A 26008-nucleotide genomic window follows, 5' to 3' on the forward strand; every position below is an offset into this window, starting at 1 on the left:
TCCGCCTTGCGGTTGCCGGCCGAATGCGATGCGCGGACTTAACGCCAAATCTTGGCCTTGTGCTTCAACATCTTTCACAATTTGAACTCGTTGATCGTCCCGGCATGATCGCGAGCCAGTCACTTGACCATGGGCCGGGCGTGATAGTCGTGGTTCCAGATAGTCCAGCAGCGGCAGCTGGGATTCGCCCAGGCGACATACTGGTGGCAGTTGATGGCCACGCCCTGCCTCCCGAAACCGCTCTGTCCGCATCCTTTGATGCGGCACACGCTCATGCCCGAACCGATGCTGTCCAAGATTTGTTGGAGAAGACTGGCACACGCCGCTTTCCAATCACGCTGCTGCGCAAGGATGGGGTTACGGTTACCGACGTGACTCCCTTGCCCGCTTGCCCATCGCATGCCCACCTTGCACGCTCAAACCAGCGCAATGCCTATGCCGACGGACGCCATGTTTTCCTGACGACCGGCCTGCTGTCACGACTTCAGAATGATGACGAGCTAGCGTTCATCATTACGCACGAGATGGCACACAACATCCTGCATCATGCGACTATCATGCGGGGTGGCGACGTGAAACATGGTCTCGAACATACGTTGGGACGAAGCGGCCAGATTGTGCGAAAGACGGAGCGCGAGGCAGACGCGCTCGGTGGCGATCTGATGATTGATGCTGGCTTCAATCCTGTCAGGGGAGCCGCCATACTTAAGCGCCTCGGTGGGGGCGATCTGGGTATCGACCTGTTTGCTGCGCACGACTCTGCGGGCAAACGCATCGCTGCGATGCGCGTTCTAGCAAATGCACGGATCCCGCGATGAGCCTACGCGATTTCTATCAGGTTCTCGGCGTGACCCGTACTGCATCATCCACCGATATTCGCGCGGCTTTCGTACGGCTAGCCAAGCATCACCATCCCGATCACGCCCGCAACGCGAGCGAGCTTCCGGGGCGTTTGCAGGAGGTGCAGCAGGCTTATCGCTGCCTTTCTGATGACAGCGCGCGTGCAGCGCACGATCTGGCACTTAAGGAAAGTGAAAGACTTCACTTTGCACGCCAGCGCAGCGTGCAACACCGCCTTCGCCGCTATGATGGGCGTCATCCTCATCCACAGCCCCGCCCCCAGCCCGATTCACGCTCCCGCCTTCGGGGTATCCGCTGGCCATCGCTACTGGTCGCGACGGTAAGCGCGACCATTCTGGCACGCATACTCACCTTGGTTGGCTGACTATTTTGCGCCGAAACCGGTGACCATGATCCCGATGGTGCGGATCGCGATCAGCAGATCAAGCCATGACGAGAAGAACTTGATATAATAGAAGTCATAGTGGAGCTTGACGTGCACTTCGTCGAGCCCTGCCACATGACCTTGGTTGACCTGCGCCCATCCAGTAATCCCAGGCCGTACGATATGGCGATAGGCATAGAAGGGCAGTTCATTCTCGTACCAAGTCGATAGCGATACGGCTTCCGGTCGCGGACCGATCCAGCTCATCTCACCACGGAGAATGTTGACGATCTGCGGAAGCTCGTCGATCCGCGACCGCCGCAGGAACCGGCCGATCTTAGTAATACGATCATCGGCATCGCGCGTAATCGCCGAATGGCGCGCAGCATCGTCACCGGTCGTCACCACCTGCTGTACCATTGTCCGGAACTTGATCATGTCAAACGGTATGCCGCGATATCCCATCCGACGCTGACGGAACAAGATAGGTCCAGGCGAACTCGCACGCACCATCAGCGCGACGACGATCAGCGGCAGCACCAGGATCGGCAACAAAACGATACTCGCAACGATATCGATCGTCCGCTTGATCCCCCGATAGCCGAGCCCCGGCAGCAACGACCCGAAGCTGTTCTCCGAGAGGTGTTCGATCTGGACACGCCCCGTCAGTGACTCCCGCAGCTGTTTGGTATGGTAGACGGGTATCCCGGACAGCGCTGCCTGCGCCAGCATCCGCTCCCATTCGGGCGAATGATCGGAGCGCAAATCGACGACGATCGATGCGTTTGGATCGTTCGGGACAATCGGCTCATCAAGCCTGATCCAGTCGACGTCGGGCGTATCGCCAACGATGCCGGTCTTGCCGACAGGGACGTAGTACATGCGTTTCGGTTCGGCACGCTGGTTGAAGTAGCCCAACACAAAGGCAACACCGACCGAAGCGAGATAACCCGCCAACAGCATCGAACCGCTGTAGCTTGATCGCGAAAACAGCAACACGGCCGCAGCGGCGCCGAACGTTGTTGAGAAGGCGGGCAGGATAAAGGCGAACGCACGTGCGCCTGGGTAAACTGTTACCCGACGGAAAACAAGCAAAGCGACGACTGCTGCAATCAGCGACGTAAGCTGTGTATTGACTGTGCTTGGAAGATCCAGAGACAACGTTCCGAACGTTATCAATGGCGCAACAAGTGGGACGAGATAGGCCGCCAATCCGACCATCAATAGCGGTTTTAGCAAGCGAACGTCCGTATGACTCGCGCGCGTTGATCGCCCATGATCGCCAATTATCAGCAACACACACCTCATACCGGAGTCAGAGACTCAAACGCTATATTTTTTGGGCTGTAGTAGAGCCAACCTGCCCGGCAAGGCCATGCCCCCGTATGGCCCATGGTGGCTTTCGGCAAGACGCAGAAGCTTACAAACACCAGAATTTTGAAGCTAAAATACAGTTTTGCGAGCGCAAGCTGGCCAAACACGCATCTGGATCAAATAGGCGATTGGATGCTCAGGCTTTAATTTGCGCCAACTGATACACCTAGCGCCTCCCATCCGAAGTGCGCTGCGCAATAAAGGTATTAAATCCTGCCGTACTTTGACGCTGAACCACGAACGCAATGGTGTCGATCCCGAACTTTCACTGTTGACGAGCCCCCCCCCACTATTACGACCAACTAGGCAACGTATGAGAGCTATGGTCCCTTGCAACGGTATGACGGCCATCCAGCCATCTTATAAGTTAATACGTTAAAATATATAATAAACTAAATTACATTTCAGATAATTATGTGTCTAGTCTTAATAAATACACTTCCCTACCTCAAATAATTAATACTATTTATATGGCCTATAACGAATAAAACCTTGGTATGATAATCCCGGTTAATATCGCCTGATCTCACACCGTCCATCCAGATTAATCACCCATCGTTTTTCCACCGCTCGCCCATCAACCAATAGCGCAGCGCTCGGCAACCTTGCTGGCGGTCTACGCCTCCCACCCCCCATACTTCACCCGACTATGCGGGCTTAGAAGTGGTGGCCGTGTCATTCGTTTTGTCGACCAACTCGCTGCTGACGTGTCACCATGGCTAAACGGCTGTAAATTTGATCCATATTCGTTATTAGCTGGAACCATGATAAAACGAGATCCGATTTATGCGATGGCTTTCCGATGATTGAGATAACGCGAGAAACAATTGCGTATACAATCATCGCCATCATTGTGGTCATCTCAGTTCCCGTCATCATCCGCATGCAGCTCAAGCGTCACCGCGACCGTCTGCGCAGACGCGGAATCAAGCGCCACGGGCATTGATGCCTAGTCCTTCCTTCACCGCAACACCCCCGCGACACGGTGTTCGATCGCAGAACTCGTAGCGGCGACTGTCGTCACCCCGGATTACCCCGCCCCAGAGCCCGCGAGATGAATTGAGCGGCTTGGAATCCACCACGGCTTCCGAACTTGCGATAATGTCGCTAGAGCCGCCCCCTTCGAGCGATGTGAAAGACGAGTATACATGCTGGGGATCAGAACTGGAACTTGGCGCAGTTCCGCACACTTCTATTTGGTCGCAGCATTGATCGCCGCGACGGCGTTGCTGGGCGGTTCCTCGCGCCCCGATGCCGGCGCGCTGCTTCTGTTGCGTCCGGTCGTTGTGGCGCTGCTCGGCGGCGTCCTGCTGATCGCGGGCGGTGCCGATCGGGCGATCGCGCGCGCGCCGGGGATATTCCTCGCGCTTTTCGCCGCCGCCATCGCTGTCCAGCTCATCCCGCTGCCGCCACAGATATGGCTCGCGCTGCCGGGGCATGGCCTATTCGCACCGTCGTTCGATCTTGCCGGACCGGCGGCAGGATGGCGCCCGATTTCGCTCTATCCCGATCTCACGCTCAATGCGCTCATCGCACTGTTGCCGGCGCTGGTCGTCATTCTGGGCTATGTGCGGCTGAACCCTGCGCAGCGACTAAGCCTCTTGCCATGGCTGGTCGCGATTGCTGCAATCAGCGCCATGCTGGGCCTTGTCCAGATCCTCGGCGGCGGGAACAGCCCTGCCTATCTCTATCGCCCGACATCGCAGGGCCTGCCCGTCGGGCTGTTCGCCAACCGTAACCATCAGGCGGTCTTCCTTGCGCTGGCGTTGGCGCCGCTGAGCGTCTGGGGATTGCGCGGCAGCGGCAAGGTGGCCTTGCCGATCCGCGTGGCGTTGGTTGTTGGTGGCCTCTTGCTGTTCATGCCCGTCATCATCCTGACCGGGTCGCGCTCGGGCCTCATCATGGCGTTCGGCGTTCTTTTGCTGCTGCCGTGGATCCTCCGGGTCAGCTTGAAGCGTCGGCTCGGGAATACGCGGTCGCAGATCGTGACCTATGCCGCGCTTGCGGTCGTCCTGCTGGTCGTGGCGGTGATCGGCTACATGGTGTCCAGTGATCAGGCCACCTCGATCAGCCGCCTGCTCGACACCAACGAACTGCGCGCCGAAAAGCGCATATTGGCCGCCCCGGTGATGATCCAGATGCTCAAGGACTTCTTCCCGGTCGGCCTTGGCTATGGCGCGTTCGAACCCGTCTTCCGGGCCTATGAGCCCGATGCGCTGCTGACCCCTACCTATTTCAACCGCGCGCATAACGACCTGCTGGAACTGGCGATGTCAGGCGGACTGTTCACTATCGCGGTGATGCTGGTGTTCGCCGGCTGGTTCATGCATCGGTGCATCGTCCTGGTTCGCAGCAATGAACGCGGTCTGCCGGCGATCTACGCGCGGATGTCGGCGGTGGTGATCCTCGGCCTGATCCTGGCGAGTATCACCGATTATCCCGTTCGCACGCCGCTGATCACGGCGGTCTTCACTCTGGCCTGCATGTGGCTCGAAAACGGCTATCGCAGTTCGCCCAAACTGCTTGAAGGCGAAGGGTGAATTGCAAAATGTGCAGCATATCGCTAGGCACCCGGCAGCCTCGTGCGCCCTGCACGGTGGGGATTTGATACGTATGAATATTCGGCTTGGAGTAGCGGCGTTCCTTCTGCTCCTTTCCGGGGGATGTGCATCCCCCGACAAGATGATCGGGCGCTCCGATCTCACGGTCATGGAGTTCTCCGATCTTCCGGCGCCAACCGATGCCGACCAGATTCTGGAGCGCAGGCCCTATCTGATCGGTCCGCGCGACAAGGTGGTGATCGAGGTCTACAACGTCCCCGAGCTGACCCGCACGCTCCAGGTGGACGCCAACGGCCAGATCTCGCTGCCTTTGCTTGGTACGATAGATGCAGCGGGCAAATCGCCGGCCGAACTGTCGCGTCTCATCACCGCCGGCCTGACGGGGCGCTTCGTTCGCAACCCGCAGGTGACCGTGAATGCCGATACGACCAACCAGATCATCACCGTCGATGGACAGGTAAAGACTCCGGGTCTGTATCCGGTCCTCGGCAAGATGACGCTGCAGAAGGCGATCGCCTCGGCGCAGGGCGTGACCGACTATGCCAATACCAACTACGTGGTCGTGTTCCGCAAGGTCGGCGATCGTCAGATGGCCGGGGTCTATGACCTGCGCGCCGTCCGGCGCGGCCAGTATGCGGATCCCGAGGTCTTCACGAACGATATCATCTTCGTAGGCGACGACGCCAACCGCCGCCTGATTCAGACCCTCATCAGCAGCGCTGCGCTGTTGAGCGGTCCGCTGATCGCCATCCTGAACTGACCGCTCGAGAATTACGGATACATCGCATGAACAGGATGATCGAGCAGGGCGTCGGGGCCGCGGACGCAACCGCGCCGCGAACAATGACGCCACATCTTCAGGAACGATCGGCGCCGTCGGCTCTAGCCGAGATACTGTCGGTCATCCGACGTCGGCGCACGTTGATCGCGGTCATCATCTCGGCGCTGCTGGTGGTCGGGCTGCTGTTTTCGCTGCTCGCAACGCGCAAGTACACCGCGTCCGCGGTACTCGAGATCCAGCGCGAGACCGGCAGCTTCGTGAAGGTCGAAGGCGCGACCAGCAGCGACAATATCGCCGATCAGGAATTCTATCAGACGCAATACGGCCTGCTGAGCTCGAAGTCGCTCGCCGAGCGGGTCGCGAACGATCTGGCGCTGTACAGCAACACCGACTTCCTCAAGGCGGCCGGTATCGTCGAGGACGATGATGCGGCGACGCCGACCACCGCGATCTCCGCGCAGGACCGTCGGAACCGCACCAGCGCAGCGGCCGCCTATCTTCTTGCCCGCTTCAAGGTCGAACCGGAGCGATTCTCGCGTCTGGTAACGATCGAATTCACCGGGACCGATCCGGCCCTCACCAAGCGTGTCATTGACACCTGGAGCACCGACTTCATCCGCATGACGCTGGCGCGCCGCTACGATGCCACGTCCTATGCGCGTAACTTCCTCGAGCAGCGCCTGGTCCAGCTGCGGTCGCGGATCAACGACAGCGAGCGCCAGCTGGTTGATTACGCGTCCCGCCAGGGCATCGTGAACCTGCCTGCCAGCACGACCGGGGGCGAGCGCTCGATCGTTGCCGAGGATCTTGCCAACACCAATGGCGAACTCGGGCGTGCCGTGGCCGATCGTGTTCGTGCGCAAAGCCGTCTCAACAATGGCGGTGCGGTCGATGAGGCGCTGGGCAACTCAACAATCAATTCGCTGCGTCAGCGCCGGGCCGAACAGGCTTCCGACTATGCCAAGATGATGGCGCAGTTCGAACCCGGCTATCCGCCCGCGCGGGCGCTGCGTCAGCAGATGGCGCAGGTCGATCGTTCGATCGCGCAGGAGGTCAGTCGCGTCCAGCGGACGCTGCAGGAATCCTTCGCATCGGCCGAACGCCGGGAAACCGAGTTCCAACAGCGTATGAAGACGCTGAAGTCGGGCGTGCTCGACTTCCGTCGGCGCAGCATCCAGTACAACATCCTGCAGCGCGAGGTCGATACCAACCGCCAGCTCTATGATGCACTGCTTCAGCGCTACAAGGAGATCGGCGTCGCTGGCGGCGTCGGGGTCAACAATATCTCGGTCGTCGATACCGCCGAACTTCCGACCCGGCCGTCCAGCCCCAAGCTGCTGCTGAACATGGCGATCGCGCTGGTGCTGGGCATCGGCCTGAGCGCCCTGGCAGCCTTCCTGCTCGAGCAGATCGATCAGGGCATCACCGATCCGGGTCAGGTAGAGGGCGCGCTCGGCGTTCCTCTGCTGGGCACGACCCCAAAACTCGCAGGCGATCCTGTCACCCTGCTGGGGGATCGCAAGACTGCGATCAGCGAAGCCTATCTGTCGGTTCAGACCAATCTCGGCTTCTCGACGCATCGCGGCTTCCCTGCCTCGCTCGCGGTCACCAGTTCGCGAGCCGCGGAAGGCAAGTCGACGACCGCGTTTGCGATCGCGCAGTCGCTGGGTCGCACCAAGCGGCGCGTATTGCTCGTCGACGCCGACATGCGTTCACCCTCGGTCCACCACCTTCTGAACCTGAGCAACGACCGCGGCTTCAGCAACTACCTGACCGGCGAGGACGATCTCGACAATCTGATCGTCCGCGCCGCGGACGAGCCTATGGCCATCATGACCGCCGGGCCGCAGCCGCCCAGCGCACCGGAATTGCTGTCGGGCGATCGCTTCCGCACGCTGATCGGTGAATTGCTGGCACGCTACGACCATGTCGTGTTCGACATTCCGCCCGTCATGGGTCTCGCGGACGCCCCCCTGATCGCCAGTGCGGTGGAAGGCGTGGTGTTCGTCATCGAGGCCAGCGGGACGCATGTGTCGATGGCCAAGGTTGCGCTCGGCCGGTTGCAGAATGCCAATGCGCGTATCTTCGGCACGGTGCTGACGAAGTTCGATACCAAGCGCGGCCTGTTCGGCTCGGGCTATGAATATGGCTATGGCTACGGGTACGGCGATACCGCCAAGAAGCCTGCTTAACGATTGGTCCGCGCGATGACTTCCACGTCCCGCCGTTTCCCCGGCATCGCTCACAGGCAAGGCATCGCGTACAAGGTGGCGGTGGGTCTGGTCCTGATCGTGCTGCTCTGGCTGTCGGTCGCCGTGTCGTTCGAGGGCGTCTTCGCGCGGCGCGATCCCGTGGTCGCGTTGCGATGGGCGCCGTGGAGCGCACAGGCTAAGATCGTGCAGAGCACCGCGCTAGCAACCGACACGGCGACGGATACGGCGGGCAGTGCCGCGACCGCCACGGGTGCCGGCACGGCGGCCGATCCTGCCACGATCGCCAAGGCCCGCACGCTGGCGCAGCAGGCGCTGGACCGGTCTCCGGTGCAGGCCAGTGCGGCCCGCGCGATCGGCGTGGCCGCGCTATCGGCACGGGACAATGCGACGGCGGGCCGCGCCTTCACCTACGCCGCGCGCCTTTCGCGACGCGACTTGCCGACGGAACTCTACTGGATCGAATCCAATGTGACGCGTGGCGATATTCGCGCCGCCTTGCATCACTATGATGTCGCCATGAGCGTTTCGGTGAAGAGCCGGGCGATGCTGGGCAACATCCTCATCGCGGCCTCTGCCGAGCCCAACGTCGCCACCGAGCTTGCCAAGCTTCTCAAGACCCAGCCGCGGTGGCTGCCCGAATTCTATCAGCGGCTGATGGGACAGGGGGAAAATCCCGCAACGTTGGCGCATATCGCAAACGTCATGGCGTTCGACGGGCGCGACCCTGGACAGGCCCCCTTCGTCTCGATGACGCTCAACCGCCTGGTGGCGCTGGGCGCCTATGGCGAAGCGCGCACGCTGTACCGGCGGTCAGTCGGCGGGGCGGACGAGACGGTTCGCAACGCCAGCTTCGAGCGGGCGAACACGCTTCAGCCGTTCGACTGGATCATCGCTAGCGAACCCACCTATTCGGGGATCATCGAGACGCGCACCGGCTGGCCGCACGGCAATGTGCTGACGATCGCCGGGACCGAAGCCAATGATGTCGCGCGCCAGCTGCTTCTGCTCGTGCCCGGGCAATATCGCCTGTCGGCCGATACGGCCAATGTGCGTCAGGAACGCGAAACCCGCCCGCTGCTCACCATCAGCTGCGTTTCGGACAATCGTGCGGTGATGTCGGCGCCGTTTGCCGCTGCCGGCGCTAAGCCCGCTGCAATGCAGGGAATGTTCACCGTACCGGCCAACTGCCCCGCGCAATGGATCGCGATACGCAACACGCCCTCGTTCGACCCGGTCGACAGCGATCCCTGGATTGATCGGATCGTCGTTCAGCGCATCGGTCGATGATGAACGCGATCACGATCGAGAGCTCGGTCGGCACGTCGACAGGGTACCAGCGCTTCATCCGGACGCCGCTATTCGCGGCGCTTCTTCTCGGCATCATCCTGGCCACACCGTCCGCGGCATCCTATCTGTTTCTCACATCATCGCAGGCCGTCGGCACCGCGCTCATGGCGGCAGTTGCCAGCCTGTTCCTTGCGCCCGTCGTTCGGTTTCGGATCAGGGTATTTGCGATGGTGATCCTAGTTGCGGCGATCTTCGGCCATTTCTTCGTTGCGCGCTACATGATCCCGGCCAGCACGGGGCGGTTCGCCTCATCGCTGGTCCTGCTGCTAGGCGTGATCCTAGCCGCGCATTTCGTGGCGCAGTGGCTGGTCGAGCTCCCCGACACGGTGCTCCAGCGCGCGCTGCACTGGCTCAGGATCGGCATGGTCCTGGTCGCGATCCTGTCGATCCTGCATCTTGAACCCCGTCGGTTAGATCTCAGCGTTCCGGAAAAGGCGATCTTTCCGTTCACCGAGCATTCCCATTTCGCGCTGGTCTTCACACCGCTGCTTCTAGACGGATGCGTTCGCGCGCGCGGCTGGCGCCGGTCGGTATGGCTTGTCGTCGGACTACTGATCGCGCTGCTGCTGCAAAATTTGACGGTATTGATCGGCTTCGCCCTGGTCGCGCTGATTACCGCTCCGCTGTGGCAGATCGTCATCTTGATGATCGTTATAGCCGGTGCGGCCCTCAGTATGGATCTGACCTATTATCTCTCTCGCCTCGATCTGTCCGCTGACACGACCAATCTCTCCGCGCTTGTTTATATCCAGGGTTATGAATTCATGATCGATAGCTTCGACCTGACATCGGGTTGGGGCATGGGCTTTCAGCAACTCAGCGTAATTCCCATGAAAAGCCTAGCCTCGAACGTCATTTATGCGATCACGAGGGGTGATTCACTCAACGTGTATGATGGTGGCTTTGGCGTATCCAAGATCGTCAGCGAATTTGGCGTTTTCGGCATCGGGATGACGCTCTATTTTGCAGTCCTTGCCAGCAGGCTTGCTCTTCGCCTGCGTAAGGCGGCGCTCGGCAAGGCCGCACCGAATTTGAGCATGATAGCCCCTTACAGCTTCATCGTCGGTTTCGCGGTCGAGATGTTCGTCAGAGGCGTGGGATATTTTTCCGGTACCGTCTTCATGCTTGTCGTCGCGTATCTGTTCCTGGAATTTCGTCGGGATCGAACAAGACTGAGCGCCCCCGTCGCGCAGGATCGCGAGCAGTTCGCATGACACGGTCATCAGCCCGGAACGCTACCCATGCGTGCGATGCGGTCATCGTCAATTTCCGCACACCCGAATTGGTCGTTAGCTGCGTCCGCTCGATACGCGACCACGGCATCATTCCCGATGACCAGATCGTCGTCGTCGAGAATGGGTCGGGCGACGATTCGGCAACGCGACTGCGCGCCGAGCTGCCGGACATCCCGCTGGTCGTCACGCAGGACAATCAGGGCTTCGGCGCGGGCGTCAATCTTGGCGTGGCGCACACGCAGAGCGAATTCATACTCGTCCTGAACCCGGACACGCGGTTCGTGGATCGGTCGTTCGCCAAGGCTGTCGCGTTGCTCCGGGCCGACCCGACGATCGGGATCGTCGGTCTCGATCTGCGGAACGTTGATACCAGCCGGCAATATTCGGCGCGACGCTTCTACAGTTTGGTCGACATCGCGATCCGTCGTTCGCGACTGAAACGTCTGGCGCCGTTTGCCAGGCGCGATGCACGCCACCTGATGACGCGCAGCTGGGTGGGCGACAGTTTCGCAGCCGATTGGGTGATGGGGACCGGTTTCGTCATCCGTCGTGCGGCATTCGATGCGGTCGGCGGCATGGATACCGATTTCTTCCTCTACATGGAGGACGTCGATCTCTGCCAGAGCGTCGCCGATGCCGGCTGGCGCGTCGTCGCCGCGGTCGATGCCGTGCTGATCCACGATCATCAACGCGCCAGCGCGTCCGGCCCCTTGTCCCGGAGCGGTCGACAGCATCTGCGCAGCCTCGCCCGCTATGTCCGAAAGCACGGCATGCGGCCGTTCTGACGGCGCATCAGCCTCGGCGCTGCAATTTCATCCTTGCGCCGATGGCCTTGGCGATCCCCCAGCGCGGCGCCCACATCGCAGCGATCACGGTGCGGCTGAGCGCCAGCAGCAGCCGCGATCGGGTACGTCCGGCGCGATAATCCGCCAGGATCAGCGGACGCAGTTCGGGCCAGTAGATCGGCCGCGACCGGCTCATCAGCAGCACACCGGGGCGCCGCGCCATTCCGCGGCGCGCAATATCCGCTTCGATCGGCGCGACCATGTCGGGTGCATGGCGGGCGACCACGTCGCGCCATTGGCCGATGTCGCCGATCCGCATCAGGTTGAGCCGCAGTGCCTCTGTCTTGAGGAACGGTACACCGGCCTCGATCAGCGCGCGCCAGAGCAGATGCGCGGGATTGTAAGGAAGTGCGCCGGCGATTCCGGCGCGTCCCGCAAGCGTGAAGGCGGCGTGATAGCGCAGCCCCGCAGCCGCCAGATTGCGCGTCAGGCCGATCTCGTACCGCAGTACCAGCGCAAGCTTGCTGCCCATCTCGGGCATCGGTGTGCGCATGAGCGCGGCAAACGCGTCCGAGGTGTAGGCGGCAGGGCGCAGCAGCACGAACCAGCTCTGAAGATGCGGTGCTACCTCGAGCGATTCCAGCGCGCCGTAGAAATCCGCCTCGGTGTCGACCAGAGTCTCGACAAAGGCGGGCAGGTCGCCGAGCGGCGCGTAGACGCTGTCATTGGCGAGCAACAGCAGTTCTGCTTCGATCGGGAACAGCTCGAGGCAGGCCTCGATCCATCCGCCGAAATCCATCCCGCGGTTTTCGCGCAAGGCGACCTCTGCGCCGACCGCGCGCAGCTTGGCGCATTCCGCATCGGGCAGTGGCGACGTCGACAGGACGAGAACCGTGAAGCCTGCCGCACCGAGTGCTTGAAGATACCGCAGGACATGCTCGGCAACGACCGCATCCTGATGATAATGCGCGAACAGGCAGAGGCGGCGTGCGCGACGCAGGCGCTCAAGGTCGACCTGCGCCCATGGCTGGTCGCTCACGAGGAGGCGCCGGGCCGTGCAACGTCGGCCAGCGCAGCCACGACCGGGGCGAAGCTCGTGGTCCAGTCTCGACCGAGCGTCGCGCGATCGAAGGCGGCGCGCCGGGTCTCGGTGTCGCCGACCCGCTCGACCCCTGCCCTGAGTGCATCGAGCAGTCCGTCGATCGACAGCGGGGCATAGAGTATGTTGTCGCAATAGTCGTTGGTGCGCCCCTTAGGCCCGAACCGATTGGTGACGACGACGGCGCCGCTCGCGGCCAGATCGAGCGGGGGATAGCTCGGATGCGGCGTATACATCAGCGACAGGCCAAGATCCGCGGTCCGCACCAGTTGTGCATAATCGGCCCAGGGTACGGTGTCGTGATACTGGATCGGGCGGCCGGCGATATCAATCCGCGGCACATCGATCCCGAAGAAGTGCACGTCCCAGTCTTCGACCGGGAACAGGCCTTCGGCAAAGGCACGCTCCAGCGTTGCGATACCGCGTAGAAACAGGTTCCGGGGGTGATTGGGCCGCGCATAGAAGAACAGGTTGCGCCGCCCACCATGCGCGATCGGGTAATAGATCGACGCGGGGAATGCGGGCTCGAACGCGATCCCGTGCGCGGTCGGTCCGGCCGTGGCGCTTTCGCAAAAATGCGTCAGCAGGAGCTGCGTATTGACGACATAGCGCAGCCGCGTGTCGTCCAGTACCTCGGCACACAGCAGCTGCTGGTCGCCCCCGGGGTAGAACATTCGCTCGTCTTCCTGCAGCAGGTACACGATCTGCTCGAGCGGCACCGCGTGGCGGGCCGCCCAAGTGCTCCACCAGGACGTGGTGAGGACCAGATCCCGGGCTCCCAGCGGTACGGGCGCATCACCTGCAGCGCCGGTGAAGTGGCGAACCTCGATGGGGCCACCGAATGCCGACCCCTGAAGATCGAGCAGCGCATGCAGGGCCGGCAGGTCGTGGCGCTGCTGGCGCGTGACGATGCAGATGCCGCAATCCCGCGCCTGCGCCAACGCAACCGCCAGCAACAACGCCGTCCCCGCCCCGCCCATCAGCTGTTCGGGAACGATGCTGTCGATCACGAGCATGATCCGGGGTGGCAGCGCGGGATCGTGGATCGTCCGCAACGGCCGCAAGTCCCCCAGCGCCTGCTGCGTGAGCGTCGCTACCGACTGCAGCCTCGTATCCTGGCGACGGCGCTTCATCACCCGGACGATCGGACGCTGGAGCTGAACGGGCAGCGCAGCAAAGGCGCGCCGAAGAAAGGCCATGAAAGTCCTAAATGTCATCGCCGAAGGTTCGCCGGCACACGATCGTCCTAATCGGCCGATCCGCGCGCCTCAAGCCAATGCGGGTTCCACCCGTCTAAAGACCATACCGGTTCCACCCGCCTCAGCCCGATGCGGCATGGCAGCATTTGCGAATGCGCAGGCGCTGGTCCAGAGCGTCGCGATGCCGTCACCTTCCACTCTGCCCGTCCGCGCCGTTCCGGGTACCGTGTCGCCATGGACGTTCGCCCGATCGCGTCCCTGGCCACGGGCCTATGCCGGTCGGTTGCGCGCGATCGTTCGCAGCCTGCGCCCGGCGCCCGATCGACGCGAACTCAAACCGGTTACACCGCGTCCACGCTGGTCGGTCTATTTCCTATGGGCACCCGACGGCCAGCTGACCCCTGCCCATCGCTTTACGCTGGCAAGACTGCGCGAGCGGGATGCCGGACTGCTCGTGGTGGTTGCCGCGCCGACCCTGTCGCTCGTCCCCGAGGCACTGCACGACATGGTGGATGCGCTGTGGTGGAAGGCGCTGCCGGGCTATGATTTTTCGGGTTATGCGATCGGCCTGCACGCGATCGCACAGGCCTCACCGGGCGCCGACGTGTTCGTGATGAACGATTCCGTCATGGGTCCATTCGGCGATTTCGAACCACTGCTGGCCGAAGCACCGTGGAACCTGAGCGGGTTCACGGCCGCCTCGCTGTTCGAGAACCATATCCAGAGCTACGCCTTCCAGCTGCGTGCCGTGACGCCGGCGATGATGCGATCGCTTGGGACGATCTTTCCGCTGCGCTGGCGGCTGGACCGGTTCCAGGACGTTGTCTTCGGGCAGGAAACCCGTTTTGCCCGGGTTGCGAGCCGCAGCATGACGGTGGGTGCCTGGTGGTGGTACGACACGGGCTATGGTCTCGACCTAGTGCTGAAGGAGCCGTTCGCGCTGATCGAAGCAGGCTACCCGTTCGTCAAACGCTCGTTTTTCGGAAAATATAGCGGCGTCCAGGACGCCGAACATATCCATGCAACGCTGGCCGCACTCGGTCACCCACCCGTCGAATAGGTACCCCATGCGCTTCCCTCCCCCGGCCTCTTCGCCAGCTTCGTCTCCGGCCCCTTCCCCGGCCACGCGTACGCCCCCTCGCATCGCGATCGTCACGGTCCTGTACAACAGCGTGCCCGTGCTCCCCGACTTCCTTGCGTCGCTGTCGGCACAGACGGACGAGAACTGGCAGTTGATCGCGATCGACAATGCCTCGTCTGACGCCAGCGTGGCGATGGTGCATGCGTGGGGCGACACCTCAGCGATGGTCGTCGCCAACGACACGAATGTCGGGTTCGCCGCAGCGACCAACCAAGGCATCCTGCTTGCACAGGATGCCGGGTTCGATGCGGTGCTGCTGCTCAACAACGATACCGTGTTCGGCCCGGACTTCATGGCCCGCCTCGCCGATGCGGCGCGGACCATGCCGGGCGACATCCTCGCGCCCGTCGTGCTGTACGACGACGCGCCCGACCGCGCCTGGTTCGCGGGCGGCCGCTTCACCTGGTGGCGTGGTGCGTTCCAGCCGCACGCCAGCGAGCATATCCCGCCGGGCGATGCGCCGAGCTGGCCCGCCGATTTCGCGCCGGGATGTGCGCTGCTCGTGCCGGTCGCGGTGTTTGAGCGCATCGGCCTGCTCGACGAACAATTCTTCGTCTATTGGGAGGACGCCGATTTCTGCCTGCGCTGCAAGGCGGCCGGCATCCCCATCACCGTGCTGCGCGCGCCGACGATCCGCCACAAGGTCAGCACCCTGACGCAGGGTGAGACTTCGGATTTCTCCGTGCGCATGTATCAGGGCAACCAGATCCGGTTTTTGCACAAGCATCTCGGCATGCCCGCGACGCTTGCGCAACTCCCCTTGCTGACGGCCAAGGCGTTGCTGCGGTACGTGGCCAGACGCGAGCGCTGGGCGACGACGCGGTTGCGGCTGACGACCATCGCTTCGGCGCTGAAGACCCGACCCTGACGCCGTATCGGGCTTGGGGTCGGGCTCGACGTCAGGCCGAGGTTCGACCGATGTGAATCGCCTTTCGCGTTGCGCTGCCGACGATCGCGACGCCGATATGGGGGCTGCGCCAGTTCGCGCGAATGCTCAGGGCCGCCTCGTCGTCCGATCGCGCGAACAGTGGCTGGAGATGCCCCTGGACCAGCCGATAAACCGCCATCGCACGACGACCCTGGCCGTCTTCCGCCTCGACGACGATCTCTCCCTCGGTCCCTGTCAGCGCTAGCGTCGCGCTCGCCCCCTCGATCCGCGGCAGTTCATCGGCGAAGCATTTCACAATCTCGATCTGCTCGATCTCGATCGCCTGGCCGTTGTTGCTGCGCTCGAGGTAGAAGCCCTGCCGGTCCGGCGACGCAGCGGGCACGGTCGTCTCCCAGCTCAGGCGCGCGAAACGGGGCGATAGCGGGAAGGATTGTGGGGCACCGCCCCCTGCACCGAGCGCTCCGATCGTCAGCGTCTCCTGCCCCGCGACCGTGCGAGCGGTCAGGACATAGCGATAGCGATGGCCGGATACGAACCGCTCGTCGTTTGATGCGAACGAGAAGGACGCCCGCGATGGCAGGCCGTTCAGCACCACAATCCGGTTCCCGCGCGCCATGACGAAGCGATGAGCCTGGTCGCCGAACAGGACGGGGCCGAACATGCTGCAATTGGTCCCGTCGATCGTCGATGCCGGATCGGTATTCGTGGCATAGCCGTTCCAGCGGCCGAAGCCAGGGGAGCGGAAGGCAAAGGCGCAGGTGTTGATCTCGTTGAAGAGAAACGGCACCGCATCGATGTTGCGGCCGGTTTGATCGACCAGCTTCAGATAGGCCGCGCCCGCGGACACCGGCTCGCCGGTCGTACCGGGATCGACGATCTCGCCCCAGGTCTGCCCGGCGGGCTCGTAGCGATAGACAAAATCACGCGCGTATTTGACGCCGTCGATCCGGTTGTTCGCGACGATCGTGGTAAACCGCTCGCCCCCCCCGTTGACTCCCAGATGCGGCGCGTCGACCGAGGAGGCATCGATAAATCCGGTAAAGCTGCGGACCGAGGCATCGGAGGCGCCGGTAAAGCCATGCTCGAGATAATTGTCGCGAATGCGCGCGTGGCGGCCTGAGGATTTGACGAAGATGCACGCGTCGCTGCCCGCCTGAAGCAGATCATTATGTTCGATGATATTCTGCGACCCGAACGAGGATACCGACAGATCCAGAACGTGATAGCGGCTCGCCAGGACCGACCGGTTGTGGCGGACCGCATTGAGGTCGCAGCCCTGGAGCAGGATGTTGGTCGAGAACCCCTCGATCTGGCACTCCTCGATCACGCCATCGAACATCTTCGTCCACGCGATCCCGGTGCCGGTGCCGCGATCGCGCGCGACGATCCTGCAACCGCGTACCAACGGCACCATGCCGTAAGGAATATTCGATCGCGGCCCATCGCCGATCTGGCCGCGCTCGGGATCGTTGAAGCGGATCGGGAAATCGGCAGAGAGGAACAGGTTGGCGATCATTGGCATCGGCTGCTGCCCCGTCGCCGTATCCTGCGTATACCACAGACAGCCTCCACCAGCCACGGTGTTGACGATCGCGGCACCGGTGCCCGATCCGACCCGCGCCAGCCCGGCGACGATCTGGCCAGGCTTCACTTGCAGCGCGCGCGTGATCCGGAACCGCCCTTCGGGGATGATCACGGGCAGCCCCGTGTCGAGACACGCCTGCAGCGCGGCGGTATCGTCGGTCGTCATATCACCCTTCGCCCCGAAGGCAGCGGGCGTGGCGATCCTGCCCGACAGCGCGACAAACTGCCCGGCAGGTCCCTGCGCGACCTTGGCGCCATCCTGTCCCCGCACGGCAGAGGAACTCAGCACCGACCCCGCCACCATGGTGAAAATCAGGTTCCTGCGCGTCGCTGCGATATCATCCACACTGAAAGTCCATCGTTCGAGGTAAAGGCACTCTTCGTCCGATCCGGCGCCTGATCGCTATGACGTTCGCCGACGCAGGCGGCGCACCGATTTGCGCACGACCTTGCCGGCAGTCTCGATCAGCAAATAGCCGGCCTTGTTGACCGCAGCTGCGATCGGCCGGCCCGTCAAGCGATGGTCGCGCACGACAAAGTCCTGCATCTCGGGCCAGTAGGTCGGGTAGCGATCGACCGACCAGACGAGCCGCTCCCGAAGGCTGCCCGCCCGTGCGGGAGGGAACCGACGAAGATCGCGGGCGATGGCCTCTGCCAGCACCGGATTGCGCGGTTCGACGATCGCACGCCAGCGCGCGGCCGATCCGACCCGCACCGGATCGAAGCGCAAGAGATCGACCTTGATGAACGGCATCTTCTGCTGCTCGATCAGGTATCGCCAGATCAGATGGGTGGGATTGATCGGCCGATTCCGGACGATCGGCCCCGCAGAGCCAAGGTCGTACGCCGCATGCCGCGTGAAGGGGGCGGTGTCTAGGGTGCGGGTCAGACCGACTTCTCGCGCAAGTATGATGGCGTCCTTGTCGAGCGCGGGATCGACCGGCGCGGCCATGAAATCGCGGAACGTCGCCGATGTGTAGACGGCGGGCCGCAACAGCAGGAACCAGCTCTGGAGATGCGGCGCATGCTCGCGGCTCTCGATCGCGCCATAGACGTCAGCGGGTACCGCGGTCAGCCGGTCGATAAAGTCCGCAAGCGAGGTGACCGGCGCATAGACGCTGTCGTTGGCGAGCAGCAGGAACTCGGCCTCGAGCGGCAGGAACCGGCGCATCGCCTCGCCCCAGCCCCCGAAATCGAGCCCTTCGTTCGCGCGCATCACCAGCGTGTGACAATGCCCGCGCAACCGCGCCTGCGCCGCCTCGTCGAGCGTCGCGCTCGACAGGACGACGACCGAGAACCCCGCCTCGGCAAGCGCATCGAGATAGAGAAGCACATGATCGGCGACCTCGCCGAACCGATCATAATGCGCAAAGAAGCAGACCCGCCGTGCGTACCGCAGATCCGATGCGGCCGTCGTCATGTCGCGCGCTCCTTACTCTTCCCGCCGGACGTCCGCCCTGCCGCGTGGCCGGACCGGATAGGTCAGCGCCGGAGACACCGCAAGTCGGGCACCGCGCTCAGCAGCGCCGCATCGAACTGCCGACCGACCGTCTCGGCGCTGTAGCGATCGAGCACGTCTTGCCGAGCAGCCGAGCCCGCGAGCGCCGCACCCTGCGTCCCGATCGCCGCGAAGGCCGAAGCCCAGGCGGCATCATCGCCCAGCGTCACGAAGACCGCGGCCTCGCCCAGCACTTCGCGGTGGACCGGGATATCGGACACGATCGGCAGCGTCCCGCGCGCCAGCGCCTCGAGCGGCGGCAGGCCGAACCCCTCGATCGTCGAGGGATACAGCAGCGCCGCGGCCTGGCGGTAGAGCAGGTCGAGATCCGCCTCGGCGACGAACGGGAGAAACTCGACCTTGTCGTCGAGCCGCAGGTCACGGACCCGCGCCCGGATCCGGTCGCCGTAATAGCCGGTCGCGCCGACGATCTTGAGCACGTACCGGTCCGACCACAAGGCCGCGACGTCGAGGATCGCCTCGATATTCTTGTGCGGCAGGTGACAGCCGACCACGAGGAGGAAGTCGCGCTTGTCCTCCGCGCGCGCGACCTGCACGCCCCGGCAATCGAAGGTGTTGGGCACGACGAAGACCTTGCCCGCGTCGACGTCAAAGAACTGGAGCACCTCGCGCCTGGTGAACTCCGAGACCACGAACACCGCGCGCGACCGCGCGATGAGGCGCGGCATCACCGACCGGAAGAACCGGGTCTGGCGCGGGAAATTCTCCGGATAGTGAAGCCCGATCAGATCGTGGATCGTGACGATCTGGTTCTTCGTGTTGAAGAAGCCGTGATGCGTCGGACTATAGACGAAGTCGTCCTTCCCGAACGGCCCCTTCAGATAAAAGGCCTGGCGCCGGGCGAGGTTGAGCAGATGCGCAAACCGCGATCGCGCCTTCTTCCCGATCGCGACCGCGCCGGGAACCGCGATCCGCTCCACGCCGTCGGGCAGCGCGAGATGCGGCGGCGCGAGCACGCTGCAGGCGTAATGGCGCACGATATGGTCGCAGATTCGGGTCGCATAGCTCCCCAGCCCGGTCGGATGCGCCGCCACGCTGGACATATTGACGACGAACCTCACCGGTTCGCGCCGGACATGCTAGCGGGCGCCGGCATCGGTGTCAGCGCGGCGTATCGACGGCGTTGAGGATCGCGCGGCCATAAGCGGTCTTCTTGAACATCTCGCCACGCGCACGGGCCTGGTCCGCGGTGATGAAGCCCTGTTCGAACGCGATCTCCTCTAGGCAGGCGACCTGGATGCCCTGGCGGTGCTGGATGGTGCGGACGAACTCGCTCGCTTCGAGCAAGGAGTCGTGCGTGCCGGTGTCGAGCCAGGCATAGCCGCGGCCCATCTGTTCGACGAACAGATCGCCCGCATCCATGTAGAGGCGGTTGAGGTCGGTGATCTCGAGTTCGCCGCGCGGCGATGGCTTGAGGTCGCGCGCAAATTGCACGACGCGGTTGTCGTAGAAATACAGGCCCGTGACCGCATGGTGCGACTTGGGCTTTGCCGGCTTTTCCTCAAGGCTGATCGCCTTGCCGCCTTCGCCGAACTCGACCACGCCGTAGCGCTCGGGATCCTCGACGCGGTAGGAGAACACCGTCGCGCCGCCCTTGCGCGCGACCGCGCTCGCCAGCAGATCGGTCAGATGCGCGCCGAAGAAGATGTTGTCGCCGAGCACGAGCGCGACATCGTCGTCGCCGATGAAGTCCGCGCCGATCGTGAACGCCTGGGCGAGGCCCTCGGGGCGGGGCTGTTCGGCATAGGAGATCGCCAGCCCGAATGCCGACCCGTCGTCGAACAGGCGACGGTAATTGTCGATATATTCGGGGCTCGAGATGATCAGGATGTCGCGGATGCCCGCGAGCATCAGCACCGACAGCGGATAATAGATCATCGGCTTGTCGTAGACCGGCAGCAGCTGCTTGTTTACGGCGAGCGTTGCCGGATGGAGCCGCGTGCCCGATCCGCCGGCGAGAATGATGCCCTTCATTGGGAGATGTCCTTCTTGGGGGCCCCGAGCAGTTCGTCGAGGATATTGCCGAGCGCGGTCTGCCACGCGGGCGGATGGATGCCATAGTCGCGCGTGATCGCGTCATGGCTAAGCAACGAGTTTGCCGGGCGCGTCGCAGGCGTCGGGTATTCGCTGGTCGGGATGCCGTCGACCTCGGCGCTGGCCCCGCCCCGCGCGGCGCTCTGCGCGAAGATCTCGCGCGCGAAGCCGGCCCAGGTGACCGCGCCGGCGTTGCTGAAATGATAGATGCCGGTGGGGGCGGCGGGATCCTCGACGAGGCGCATCGCGATCGTCGCGAGCGCCGCGGCGAGATCGGCCGCGGACGTCGGGCTGCCATGCTGGTCGTCGACCACGCGCAGGCGCGGGTTGGTCGCGCCGACGCGCAGCATCGTCTTCACGAAGTTGTTGCCGTGCGCGCTGACCACCCAGGCGGTCCGGACGATCGCGTGGCGCGCGCCCGAGGTCCGTACCGCGAGTTCGCCGCCAAGCTTGGAGGCGCCGTACACGCCGAGCGGCGCGACCGGATCGGTGACGTCCCATGCGCCCTCGCGCGCGCCGTCGAAGACGTAATCGGTCGAGACCTGGACGATCGGGATCGCCGCCTTCGCGCACGCCTCGGCAAACGCCGCGGGCGCCATCGCATTAACCGCCCAGGCGGTGACGATGTCGCTCTCCGCCTTGTCGACCGCGGTATAGGCGCCGGCCGAGATCACCGCGGCCCAGGGCGTGCCGTCATGGCCGCCCGCGACCATCGCCACGATCGCCGCGGTATCGCGCAGGTCGAGCTCGTCGATGTCGATCGCGGTGACCGCCCAGCCCTCGGGCCAGGCATAGCGCTTGAGCTCGGTGCCGAGCTGGCCGTTCCCGCCGGTGACGAGGACGTGCTTCATACGGAAAGCCCGCGACGCTGGTCGGCCTTGTGCTCGGCGACGATCGCCTGCCACCAGTCCTGGTTGTCGAGATACCAGGCGACGGTCTTCTCGATGCCGGTCTCGAACGTCTCGGCGGGCTCCCAGCCGAGCTCGTCCTTGATCCGGGTCGCGTCGATCGCATAGCGCTTGTCGTGGCCGGGGCGGTCGGCGACATAGGTGATCTGCGTCGCGTAAGGCTGGCCATCGGCGCGCGGGCGGAGGCGATCGAGGATCGTGCAGACGGTCTTCACGACCTCGAGATTCTGCTTCTCGTTGTTTCCGCCGACATTGTAGGTCCGGCCGGGCTCGCCCTTTTCGAACACCGCGTGGAGCGCGCGGACATGATCCTCGACATACAGCCAGTCGCGGACCTGGTCGCCCTTGCCGTAGACGGGCAGGTCGGCGCCCGCGAGCGCCTTGACGATCATCAGCGGGATCAGCTTTTCGGGGAAGTGATACGGCCCGTAATTGTTCGAGCAGTTGGTGATCAGCACGGGCAGCCCAAAGGTGTGGCCCCAGGCGCTGACGAGATGGTCCGACCCCGCCTTCGACGCCGAATAGGGCGAACGCGGATCGTACGGGGTCTCTTCGGTGAACAACCCGGTGTCGCCGAGCGAGCCGTACACCTCGTCGGTCGAGATATGGTGGAAGCGGAACGCTGCCTTGGCCGCGTCGCCGAGCGACAGCCAATAGGCGCGTGCCTCGGCGAGCATCGTGTAGGTGCCGACGACGTTGGTCTGGACGAACGCGCCGGGGCCGTCGATCGAGCGATCGACATGGCTCTCGGCGGCGAGATGCGTGATTACGTCGGGCTTGAACTCGGCGATCGCGGCGCGGACCGCGTCCGCATCGCAGATGTCGCCCTGGACGAAGCGGTAGCGGTTCGAACTGGCGACGCGCTCGACGGTCGTCAGCGTGCCCGCATAGGTCAGCTTGTCGAAGTTGAGCACTTCATGGTCGGTGTTCTCCATCAGGTGGCGGACAAGGGCCGAACCGATGAAGCCGGCCCCGCCGGTGACGAAAATACGCATGGGTCTGTCCTTCAGGCGAGTGGCGCGAGCGGGCGGCCGTCATAGGGAAAGGGGCTGTCGAAATCGGCGAGCAACGGCTGGACCTGGTCCTTGGCCGACAATTCGGGGAGCGTGCCGGCGGGCATCGGCCAGTCGATGCCGATCGCGGGATCATCCCAGCGGACGCCGCCATCGCTGTCGGGTGCATAGGTGTCGGAGCATTTATACGTCACTTCGCAATCGGGCTCGAGCGTCACGAAGCCGTGCGCGAACCCGATCGGGATGAAGAGCTGGTGGCCGTTCTCGGCGGACAGTTCGGCACCGACCCAGTCGCCATAGGTGGGCGAATCCTTGCGGATATCGACTGCGACGTCGAAGATCCGGCCACGCACGCAGCGCACCAGCTTGTCCTGCCCGCGCGGCGGGGTCTGGAAATGCAGACCGCGCAGCGTGAAGGCGGGAACCGACAACGAGTGGTTGTCCTGGACGAAGGTGCAGGTGATGCCGAGCTTTTCGAAGGCGGGGACCGAATAGACTTCGGTAAACCAGCCACGCGGATCACCGAAGCGGCGAGGCTGTATCAATTGGACGGGGGACTGCATGGCCGCGGGATAGGTCCTCGCCCGCCCGCCTGCAACGATAGATTGGCGTTGCCGCGCATCTTGGCGGCACGTCGTGGTTCGCGAGGCCGGACCCGTACAATACTGGCGGCGCAATCCCGCCACAGCGGCGTTGCGCTAGAGCGGACGGGTCGTCGCGTCCGCCTTCTGGTCGCGCGACAGGGGCAGCAGGCGGTGCGCGATCGCGCGGCGGGTCATCCAGTCGCGCAACGGGCCGTCATAGAAGCGATCGACGAGTGCGCAGCCGAGAAGGAAGATCGCGATCGTCGCCCAGCCGGCGAGCTGGACGCCGGGCCCGGACAGCAGCTTGGGCAGCGTGAGGATGACGATGCCGACGGGATATTGCAGGACATAGACGGGGTAGGACAGCCGTCCCAGCACGCGGAAGACACGCCGGGTCCGATCCCCGTTCGGCTCCATATAGGCGCCGGCCGCGACCAGTGCCGGGAACAGCGCGACGATGACCAGCCATTGCCCCCAGACGCCGACCGGCAGGACGAGCGCGGTGGCGAGCACCGCCAGGATCACGAGCGGACCGAGCGCGCCGTCGCGGCTTTGGTCGGCACGGCTGGTCCGCGCGATGAGGACGCCGCAGAAAAAGGCGAAGGTGACCCGCAAAAGGCCGCCAAGCGCTTCCCCCTGCATCGCGCCCAGTTCGAGAGTCCCGCCGGTCGCGACCAGGATCGCGAGGCCGGTGGCCGCCAGCACGACGATCGCGATCAGTTTGCGGATCGAGAGATAGGGCAGGACGAGCGCATAGACCAGATTGGCGAGCAGCTCGAACACCAGCGACCAGCCGGGCGGGTTGAGCGGAACGAGATAGCCGATATCGACCCAGCGAAACGCCGGCACGAACAGGAGATTGGGAAGCGTCGCCGCGATATCCATCAGCGTCACGTCATGCCGCCAGACGTGCAGCGACAGCAGGAACCCCAGCCCTGCGAGGCAGCCGAGCGCGTAGATCGGCCAGAGCCTGATGAACCGCACCAGCATGAAGCGCCCGGCGGACATGTGACTTGCCAGGCGCGCGGCATAGGCGCGATCGACGACCAGCCCGCTGAGCATGAAGAACATGTCGACCGCCAACCAGCCATGCCGGGGCCAGAACGCCCCCGACAAAAGCGGGTTATGGTACAGGACGACCAGCAGAGCGGCCAATCCGCGCAACCCGTCCAGCGTGGTGTATATGCGCCGGCCGGAAGACATGCGCAGCCCTCTACGGTGCGGATCGGTCGGCAGCAACCCGGTTGCTTGGTTCGATTTCGGCTTCCGTGCGTCGTACAAAACGACCAATTGGCCCGCGACGGACCCGCGCCGCCCGCGTTGCGCGTTAGGTCCTCGGTGAACCTGAAGGAACGTGCATGCCTGCTGCCCCCGTCGCCAGCGACGCTCCCGTTGCCAGCAAGCGCGCGATCCGGATCGCGATCGACGTCCGTCCGCTGAGCGGCGCGCCGTGCGGCTATACGATCTATCTCTGCTCGGTGATCGAATGCCTGCGAAAGGCCGACTTCGCGCTCACGCTGCTCAGCAACCAGCCGCTGCTGCCGCATTATACCGAGGTCGCGGGCCTCGACGTGCGGGTGTTCGGCGAGCAGGGGCCGCTGCGCTGGGAACAGCGCGCGCTACCGCGTCATCTCGCCGACAGCGACTATGACGTGTATTTCACCGGCGCCAATCGCGGCATCCCGCTGCGCAAGGCCGGGCATGTCCGCTACGTGCTGGGGCTGCTCGACGTCATTCCCTACCTGTTCTTTCGCCACTATCATCTGCGCCACTGGAAAAGGCTGTTGCGGCATCCATCGGCCAATGCCGAGACCGTAGCGCAGCTGATCGCGGTCGCGCGGGCCGACGCGATCCTGACGATCTCGCAGCAGAGCGCGATCGACATCCGCCGCGTCTTCCATCGCCGCGACGTCACCGCGTGCCTGATCCGGTTAAAGGATGTCGACCGGCAGGCCCCGGTCACCCCGCGCGACCAGTTCGTCTATGTCGGGGGCGTCGATTTCCGCAAGAAAGTCGATGTCCTGCTCGAGGGCTTTGCCCGGTTCGTGCGCGACCACCCGGACTATCGGCTCGTGCTGGTCGGCTCGAACTATGCCGCGCTGCAGCCGCAGATCGACGCGCTCGCGCTCGGCGACCGCGTAGTCCTGACCGGCTATGTCGACCACGACACCAAGTTCCGCATCCTGAGCGAGAGCCGGGCGATGGTCTATCCGTCGCTCTACGAAGGCTATGGCATGGCGATCGCCGAGGGATTCCAGGCCGGCATCCCGGTGATCGCCGGGTTCGGGGGATCGCAGGCCGAAGTCGGCGGTCGCGGCGCGCGGCTGATCGACCCGTCATCGGCGGAGGATATCGCCGCGGCGATGACCGAGATGCTCGATCCGGCGACGCGCGCGGAGTGGGTCGAGCAGGGCCAGGAACAGCTCGAGCGCCTCACCGACCCTGCGATCGAGACCATGCTGATCGACTATTTCGCCGAGCAGGGACGGCTAGCCCGACAGCGATCCTAGCCGCGCG

The 26008-nt window shown here is 63.8% G+C and carries 22 protein-coding genes; 11 read left to right on the forward strand and 11 right to left on the reverse strand.

Translation table 11 applies throughout. The features are described 5' to 3' along the window. Nucleotides 1-59 precede the first annotated feature (59 nt). Nucleotides 60-818, forward strand: coding sequence for a M48 family metalloprotease (locus ASE79_RS20575; RefSeq protein WP_162237074.1), 759 nt, complete (start codon nucleotides 60-62; stop codon nucleotides 816-818). After that, nucleotides 815-1225 (forward strand): DnaJ domain-containing protein, encoded by a 411-nt coding sequence (locus ASE79_RS20580; RefSeq protein ID WP_082445465.1) that lies wholly within the window; start codon nucleotides 815-817, stop codon nucleotides 1223-1225. The genes ASE79_RS20575 and ASE79_RS20580 overlap by 4 nt, the downstream gene beginning before the upstream one ends. Here ASE79_RS20580 and ASE79_RS19295 read toward each other — a convergent pair whose 3' ends face one another. Then, the gene (locus tag ASE79_RS19295; protein ID WP_235517081.1) at nucleotides 1226-2446 is read right to left on the reverse strand and encodes a sugar transferase; all 1221 of its coding nucleotides are present in this window, start codon (nucleotides 2444-2446) and stop codon (nucleotides 1226-1228) included. 1361 nt (nucleotides 2447-3807) lie between these two features. Here ASE79_RS19295 and ASE79_RS19300 point away from each other — a divergent pair. From ASE79_RS19300 to ASE79_RS19325, 6 genes are all read left to right on the forward strand, one after another. Continuing rightward, the gene (locus tag ASE79_RS19300) at nucleotides 3808-5139 is read left to right on the forward strand and encodes an O-antigen ligase family protein (RefSeq protein WP_056420688.1); all 1332 of its coding nucleotides are present in this window, start codon (nucleotides 3808-3810) and stop codon (nucleotides 5137-5139) included. A 73-nt stretch (nucleotides 5140-5212) separates the two neighbouring features. Further along, nucleotides 5213-5920, forward strand: a complete 708-nt coding sequence (locus ASE79_RS19305) for a polysaccharide biosynthesis/export family protein (RefSeq protein ID WP_082445467.1) — start codon at nucleotides 5213-5215, stop codon at nucleotides 5918-5920. Nucleotides 5921-5946: 26 nt separating this feature from the next. Next, nucleotides 5947-8133: a GumC family protein gene (locus ASE79_RS19310; RefSeq protein ID WP_056420692.1), complete on the forward strand. Its 2187-nt coding sequence runs from the start codon at nucleotides 5947-5949 to the stop codon at nucleotides 8131-8133. 15 nt (nucleotides 8134-8148) lie between these two features. After that, nucleotides 8149-9441, forward strand: coding sequence for a hypothetical protein (locus tag ASE79_RS19315; protein WP_156359779.1), 1293 nt, complete (start codon nucleotides 8149-8151; stop codon nucleotides 9439-9441). Further along, nucleotides 9441-10715, forward strand: coding sequence for a hypothetical protein (locus tag ASE79_RS19320; protein ID WP_156359780.1), 1275 nt, complete (start codon nucleotides 9441-9443; stop codon nucleotides 10713-10715). Before ASE79_RS19315 ends, ASE79_RS19320 begins: the two co-directional genes overlap by 1 nt. Then, nucleotides 10712-11521, forward strand: a complete 810-nt coding sequence (locus ASE79_RS19325; protein WP_056420702.1) for a glycosyltransferase family 2 protein — start codon at nucleotides 10712-10714, stop codon at nucleotides 11519-11521. The genes ASE79_RS19320 and ASE79_RS19325 overlap by 4 nt, the downstream gene beginning before the upstream one ends. 7 nt (nucleotides 11522-11528) lie before the next feature. Here ASE79_RS19325 and ASE79_RS19330 read toward each other — a convergent pair whose 3' ends face one another. Together ASE79_RS19330 and ASE79_RS21340 are read right to left on the reverse strand one after the other, a co-directional pair. Continuing rightward, entirely contained in the window at nucleotides 11529-12560 is a 1032-nt protein-coding gene (locus ASE79_RS19330) for a rhamnan synthesis F family protein (RefSeq protein ID WP_056420705.1), read from the reverse strand. Beyond that, nucleotides 12557-13819 carry a hypothetical protein gene (locus ASE79_RS21340; RefSeq protein WP_056420711.1) on the reverse strand — a complete coding sequence of 421 codons (1263 nt, stop codon included), beginning with the start codon at nucleotides 13817-13819 and terminating at the stop codon, nucleotides 12557-12559. The genes ASE79_RS19330 and ASE79_RS21340 overlap by 4 nt, the downstream gene beginning before the upstream one ends. Before the next feature lie 136 nt (nucleotides 13820-13955). Here ASE79_RS21340 and ASE79_RS19340 point away from each other — a divergent pair, with 136 nt between their 5' ends. Both ASE79_RS19340 and ASE79_RS19345 read left to right on the forward strand, forming a co-directional pair. Then, the gene (locus tag ASE79_RS19340) at nucleotides 13956-14879 is read left to right on the forward strand and encodes a hypothetical protein (RefSeq protein WP_056420714.1); all 924 of its coding nucleotides are present in this window, start codon (nucleotides 13956-13958) and stop codon (nucleotides 14877-14879) included. A 7-nt stretch (nucleotides 14880-14886) separates the two neighbouring features. Beyond that, on the forward strand, nucleotides 14887-15828 hold the full coding sequence (locus ASE79_RS19345) for a glycosyltransferase family 2 protein (protein ID WP_268796178.1): 942 nt from the start codon (nucleotides 14887-14889) through the stop codon (nucleotides 15826-15828). Nucleotides 15829-15859: 31 nt separating this feature from the next. Here the strand turns inward: ASE79_RS19345 and ASE79_RS19350 are convergent, their stop codons facing one another. From ASE79_RS19350 to ASE79_RS19385, 8 genes are all read right to left on the reverse strand, one after another. Then, nucleotides 15860-17779, reverse strand: a complete 1920-nt coding sequence (locus tag ASE79_RS19350; RefSeq protein WP_056420722.1) for a hypothetical protein — start codon at nucleotides 17777-17779, stop codon at nucleotides 15860-15862. 57 nt (nucleotides 17780-17836) lie between these two features. After that, entirely contained in the window at nucleotides 17837-18853 is a 1017-nt protein-coding gene (locus tag ASE79_RS19355; protein ID WP_056420724.1) for a rhamnan synthesis F family protein, read from the reverse strand. Nucleotides 18854-18915: 62 nt separating this feature from the next. Further along, nucleotides 18916-20013 carry a glycosyltransferase family 4 protein gene (locus tag ASE79_RS19360; protein WP_056420727.1) on the reverse strand — a complete coding sequence of 366 codons (1098 nt, stop codon included), beginning with the start codon at nucleotides 20011-20013 and terminating at the stop codon, nucleotides 18916-18918. Between the two features lie 40 nt (nucleotides 20014-20053). Next, a complete protein-coding gene (rfbA, locus tag ASE79_RS19365) occupies nucleotides 20054-20926 on the reverse strand; it encodes a glucose-1-phosphate thymidylyltransferase RfbA (RefSeq protein ID WP_056420729.1) in 873 nt (290 codons plus the stop codon). Beyond that, the gene (gene rfbD / locus ASE79_RS19370; RefSeq protein WP_056420731.1) at nucleotides 20923-21837 is read right to left on the reverse strand and encodes a dTDP-4-dehydrorhamnose reductase; all 915 of its coding nucleotides are present in this window, start codon (nucleotides 21835-21837) and stop codon (nucleotides 20923-20925) included. The genes rfbA and rfbD overlap by 4 nt, the downstream gene beginning before the upstream one ends. Then, nucleotides 21834-22889, reverse strand: coding sequence for a dTDP-glucose 4,6-dehydratase (gene rfbB / locus ASE79_RS19375; protein ID WP_056420736.1), 1056 nt, complete (start codon nucleotides 22887-22889; stop codon nucleotides 21834-21836). The genes rfbD and rfbB overlap by 4 nt, the downstream gene beginning before the upstream one ends. A gap of 11 nt (nucleotides 22890-22900) precedes the next feature. Then, nucleotides 22901-23470, reverse strand: coding sequence for a dTDP-4-dehydrorhamnose 3,5-epimerase (gene rfbC / locus ASE79_RS19380; RefSeq protein ID WP_056420738.1), 570 nt, complete (start codon nucleotides 23468-23470; stop codon nucleotides 22901-22903). A 135-nt stretch (nucleotides 23471-23605) separates the two neighbouring features. Next, nucleotides 23606-24694 (reverse strand): acyltransferase family protein, encoded by a 1089-nt coding sequence (locus ASE79_RS19385; protein ID WP_056420741.1) that lies wholly within the window; start codon nucleotides 24692-24694, stop codon nucleotides 23606-23608. A gap of 155 nt (nucleotides 24695-24849) precedes the next feature. Between ASE79_RS19385 and ASE79_RS19390 the strand changes: the two genes are divergently transcribed. Beyond that, nucleotides 24850-26001, forward strand: coding sequence for a glycosyltransferase (locus ASE79_RS19390; protein ID WP_056420745.1), 1152 nt, complete (start codon nucleotides 24850-24852; stop codon nucleotides 25999-26001). Nucleotides 26002-26008 lie beyond the last annotated feature (7 nt).

This window comes from Sphingomonas sp. Leaf28 (assembly GCF_001421685.1).
Classification (GTDB): domain Bacteria; phylum Pseudomonadota; class Alphaproteobacteria; order Sphingomonadales; family Sphingomonadaceae; genus Sphingomonas; species Sphingomonas aurantiaca.

Bases quoted from the DNA above. Each gene is read 5' to 3' on its own strand.
- ASE79_RS19390 (WP_056420745.1), top strand. From the start codon at position 24,850: ATGCCTGCTGCCCCCGTCGCCAGCGACGCTCCCGTTGCCAGCAAGCGC.
- rfbC (WP_056420738.1), bottom strand. From the start codon at position 23,470: ATGCAGTCCCCCGTCCAATTGATACAGCCTCGCCGCTTCGGTGATCCG.
- ASE79_RS19320 (WP_156359780.1), top strand. From the start codon at position 9,441: ATGAACGCGATCACGATCGAGAGCTCGGTCGGCACGTCGACAGGGTAC.
- rfbD (WP_056420731.1), bottom strand. From the start codon at position 21,837: ATGAAGCACGTCCTCGTCACCGGCGGGAACGGCCAGCTCGGCACCGAG.
- ASE79_RS20580 (WP_082445465.1), top strand. From the start codon at position 815: ATGAGCCTACGCGATTTCTATCAGGTTCTCGGCGTGACCCGTACTGCA.
- ASE79_RS19385 (WP_056420741.1), bottom strand. From the start codon at position 24,694: ATGTCTTCCGGCCGGCGCATATACACCACGCTGGACGGGTTGCGCGGA.
- ASE79_RS19295 (WP_235517081.1), bottom strand. From the start codon at position 2,446: ATGGTCGGATTGGCGGCCTATCTCGTCCCACTTGTTGCGCCATTGATA.
- rfbB (WP_056420736.1), bottom strand. From the start codon at position 22,889: ATGCGTATTTTCGTCACCGGCGGGGCCGGCTTCATCGGTTCGGCCCTT.
- rfbA (WP_056420729.1), bottom strand. From the start codon at position 20,926: ATGAAGGGCATCATTCTCGCCGGCGGATCGGGCACGCGGCTCCATCCG.
- ASE79_RS19340 (WP_056420714.1), top strand. From the start codon at position 13,956: ATGGCAGCATTTGCGAATGCGCAGGCGCTGGTCCAGAGCGTCGCGATG.
- ASE79_RS19355 (WP_056420724.1), bottom strand. From the start codon at position 18,853: ATGACGACGGCCGCATCGGATCTGCGGTACGCACGGCGGGTCTGCTTC.
- ASE79_RS21340 (WP_056420711.1), bottom strand. From the start codon at position 13,819: ATGGCCTTTCTTCGGCGCGCCTTTGCTGCGCTGCCCGTTCAGCTCCAG.
- ASE79_RS19325 (WP_056420702.1), top strand. From the start codon at position 10,712: ATGACACGGTCATCAGCCCGGAACGCTACCCATGCGTGCGATGCGGTC.
- ASE79_RS19305 (WP_082445467.1), top strand. From the start codon at position 5,213: ATGAATATTCGGCTTGGAGTAGCGGCGTTCCTTCTGCTCCTTTCCGGG.
- ASE79_RS19310 (WP_056420692.1), top strand. From the start codon at position 5,947: ATGAACAGGATGATCGAGCAGGGCGTCGGGGCCGCGGACGCAACCGCG.
- ASE79_RS19315 (WP_156359779.1), top strand. From the start codon at position 8,149: ATGACTTCCACGTCCCGCCGTTTCCCCGGCATCGCTCACAGGCAAGGC.
- ASE79_RS19345 (WP_268796178.1), top strand. From the start codon at position 14,887: ATGCGCTTCCCTCCCCCGGCCTCTTCGCCAGCTTCGTCTCCGGCCCCT.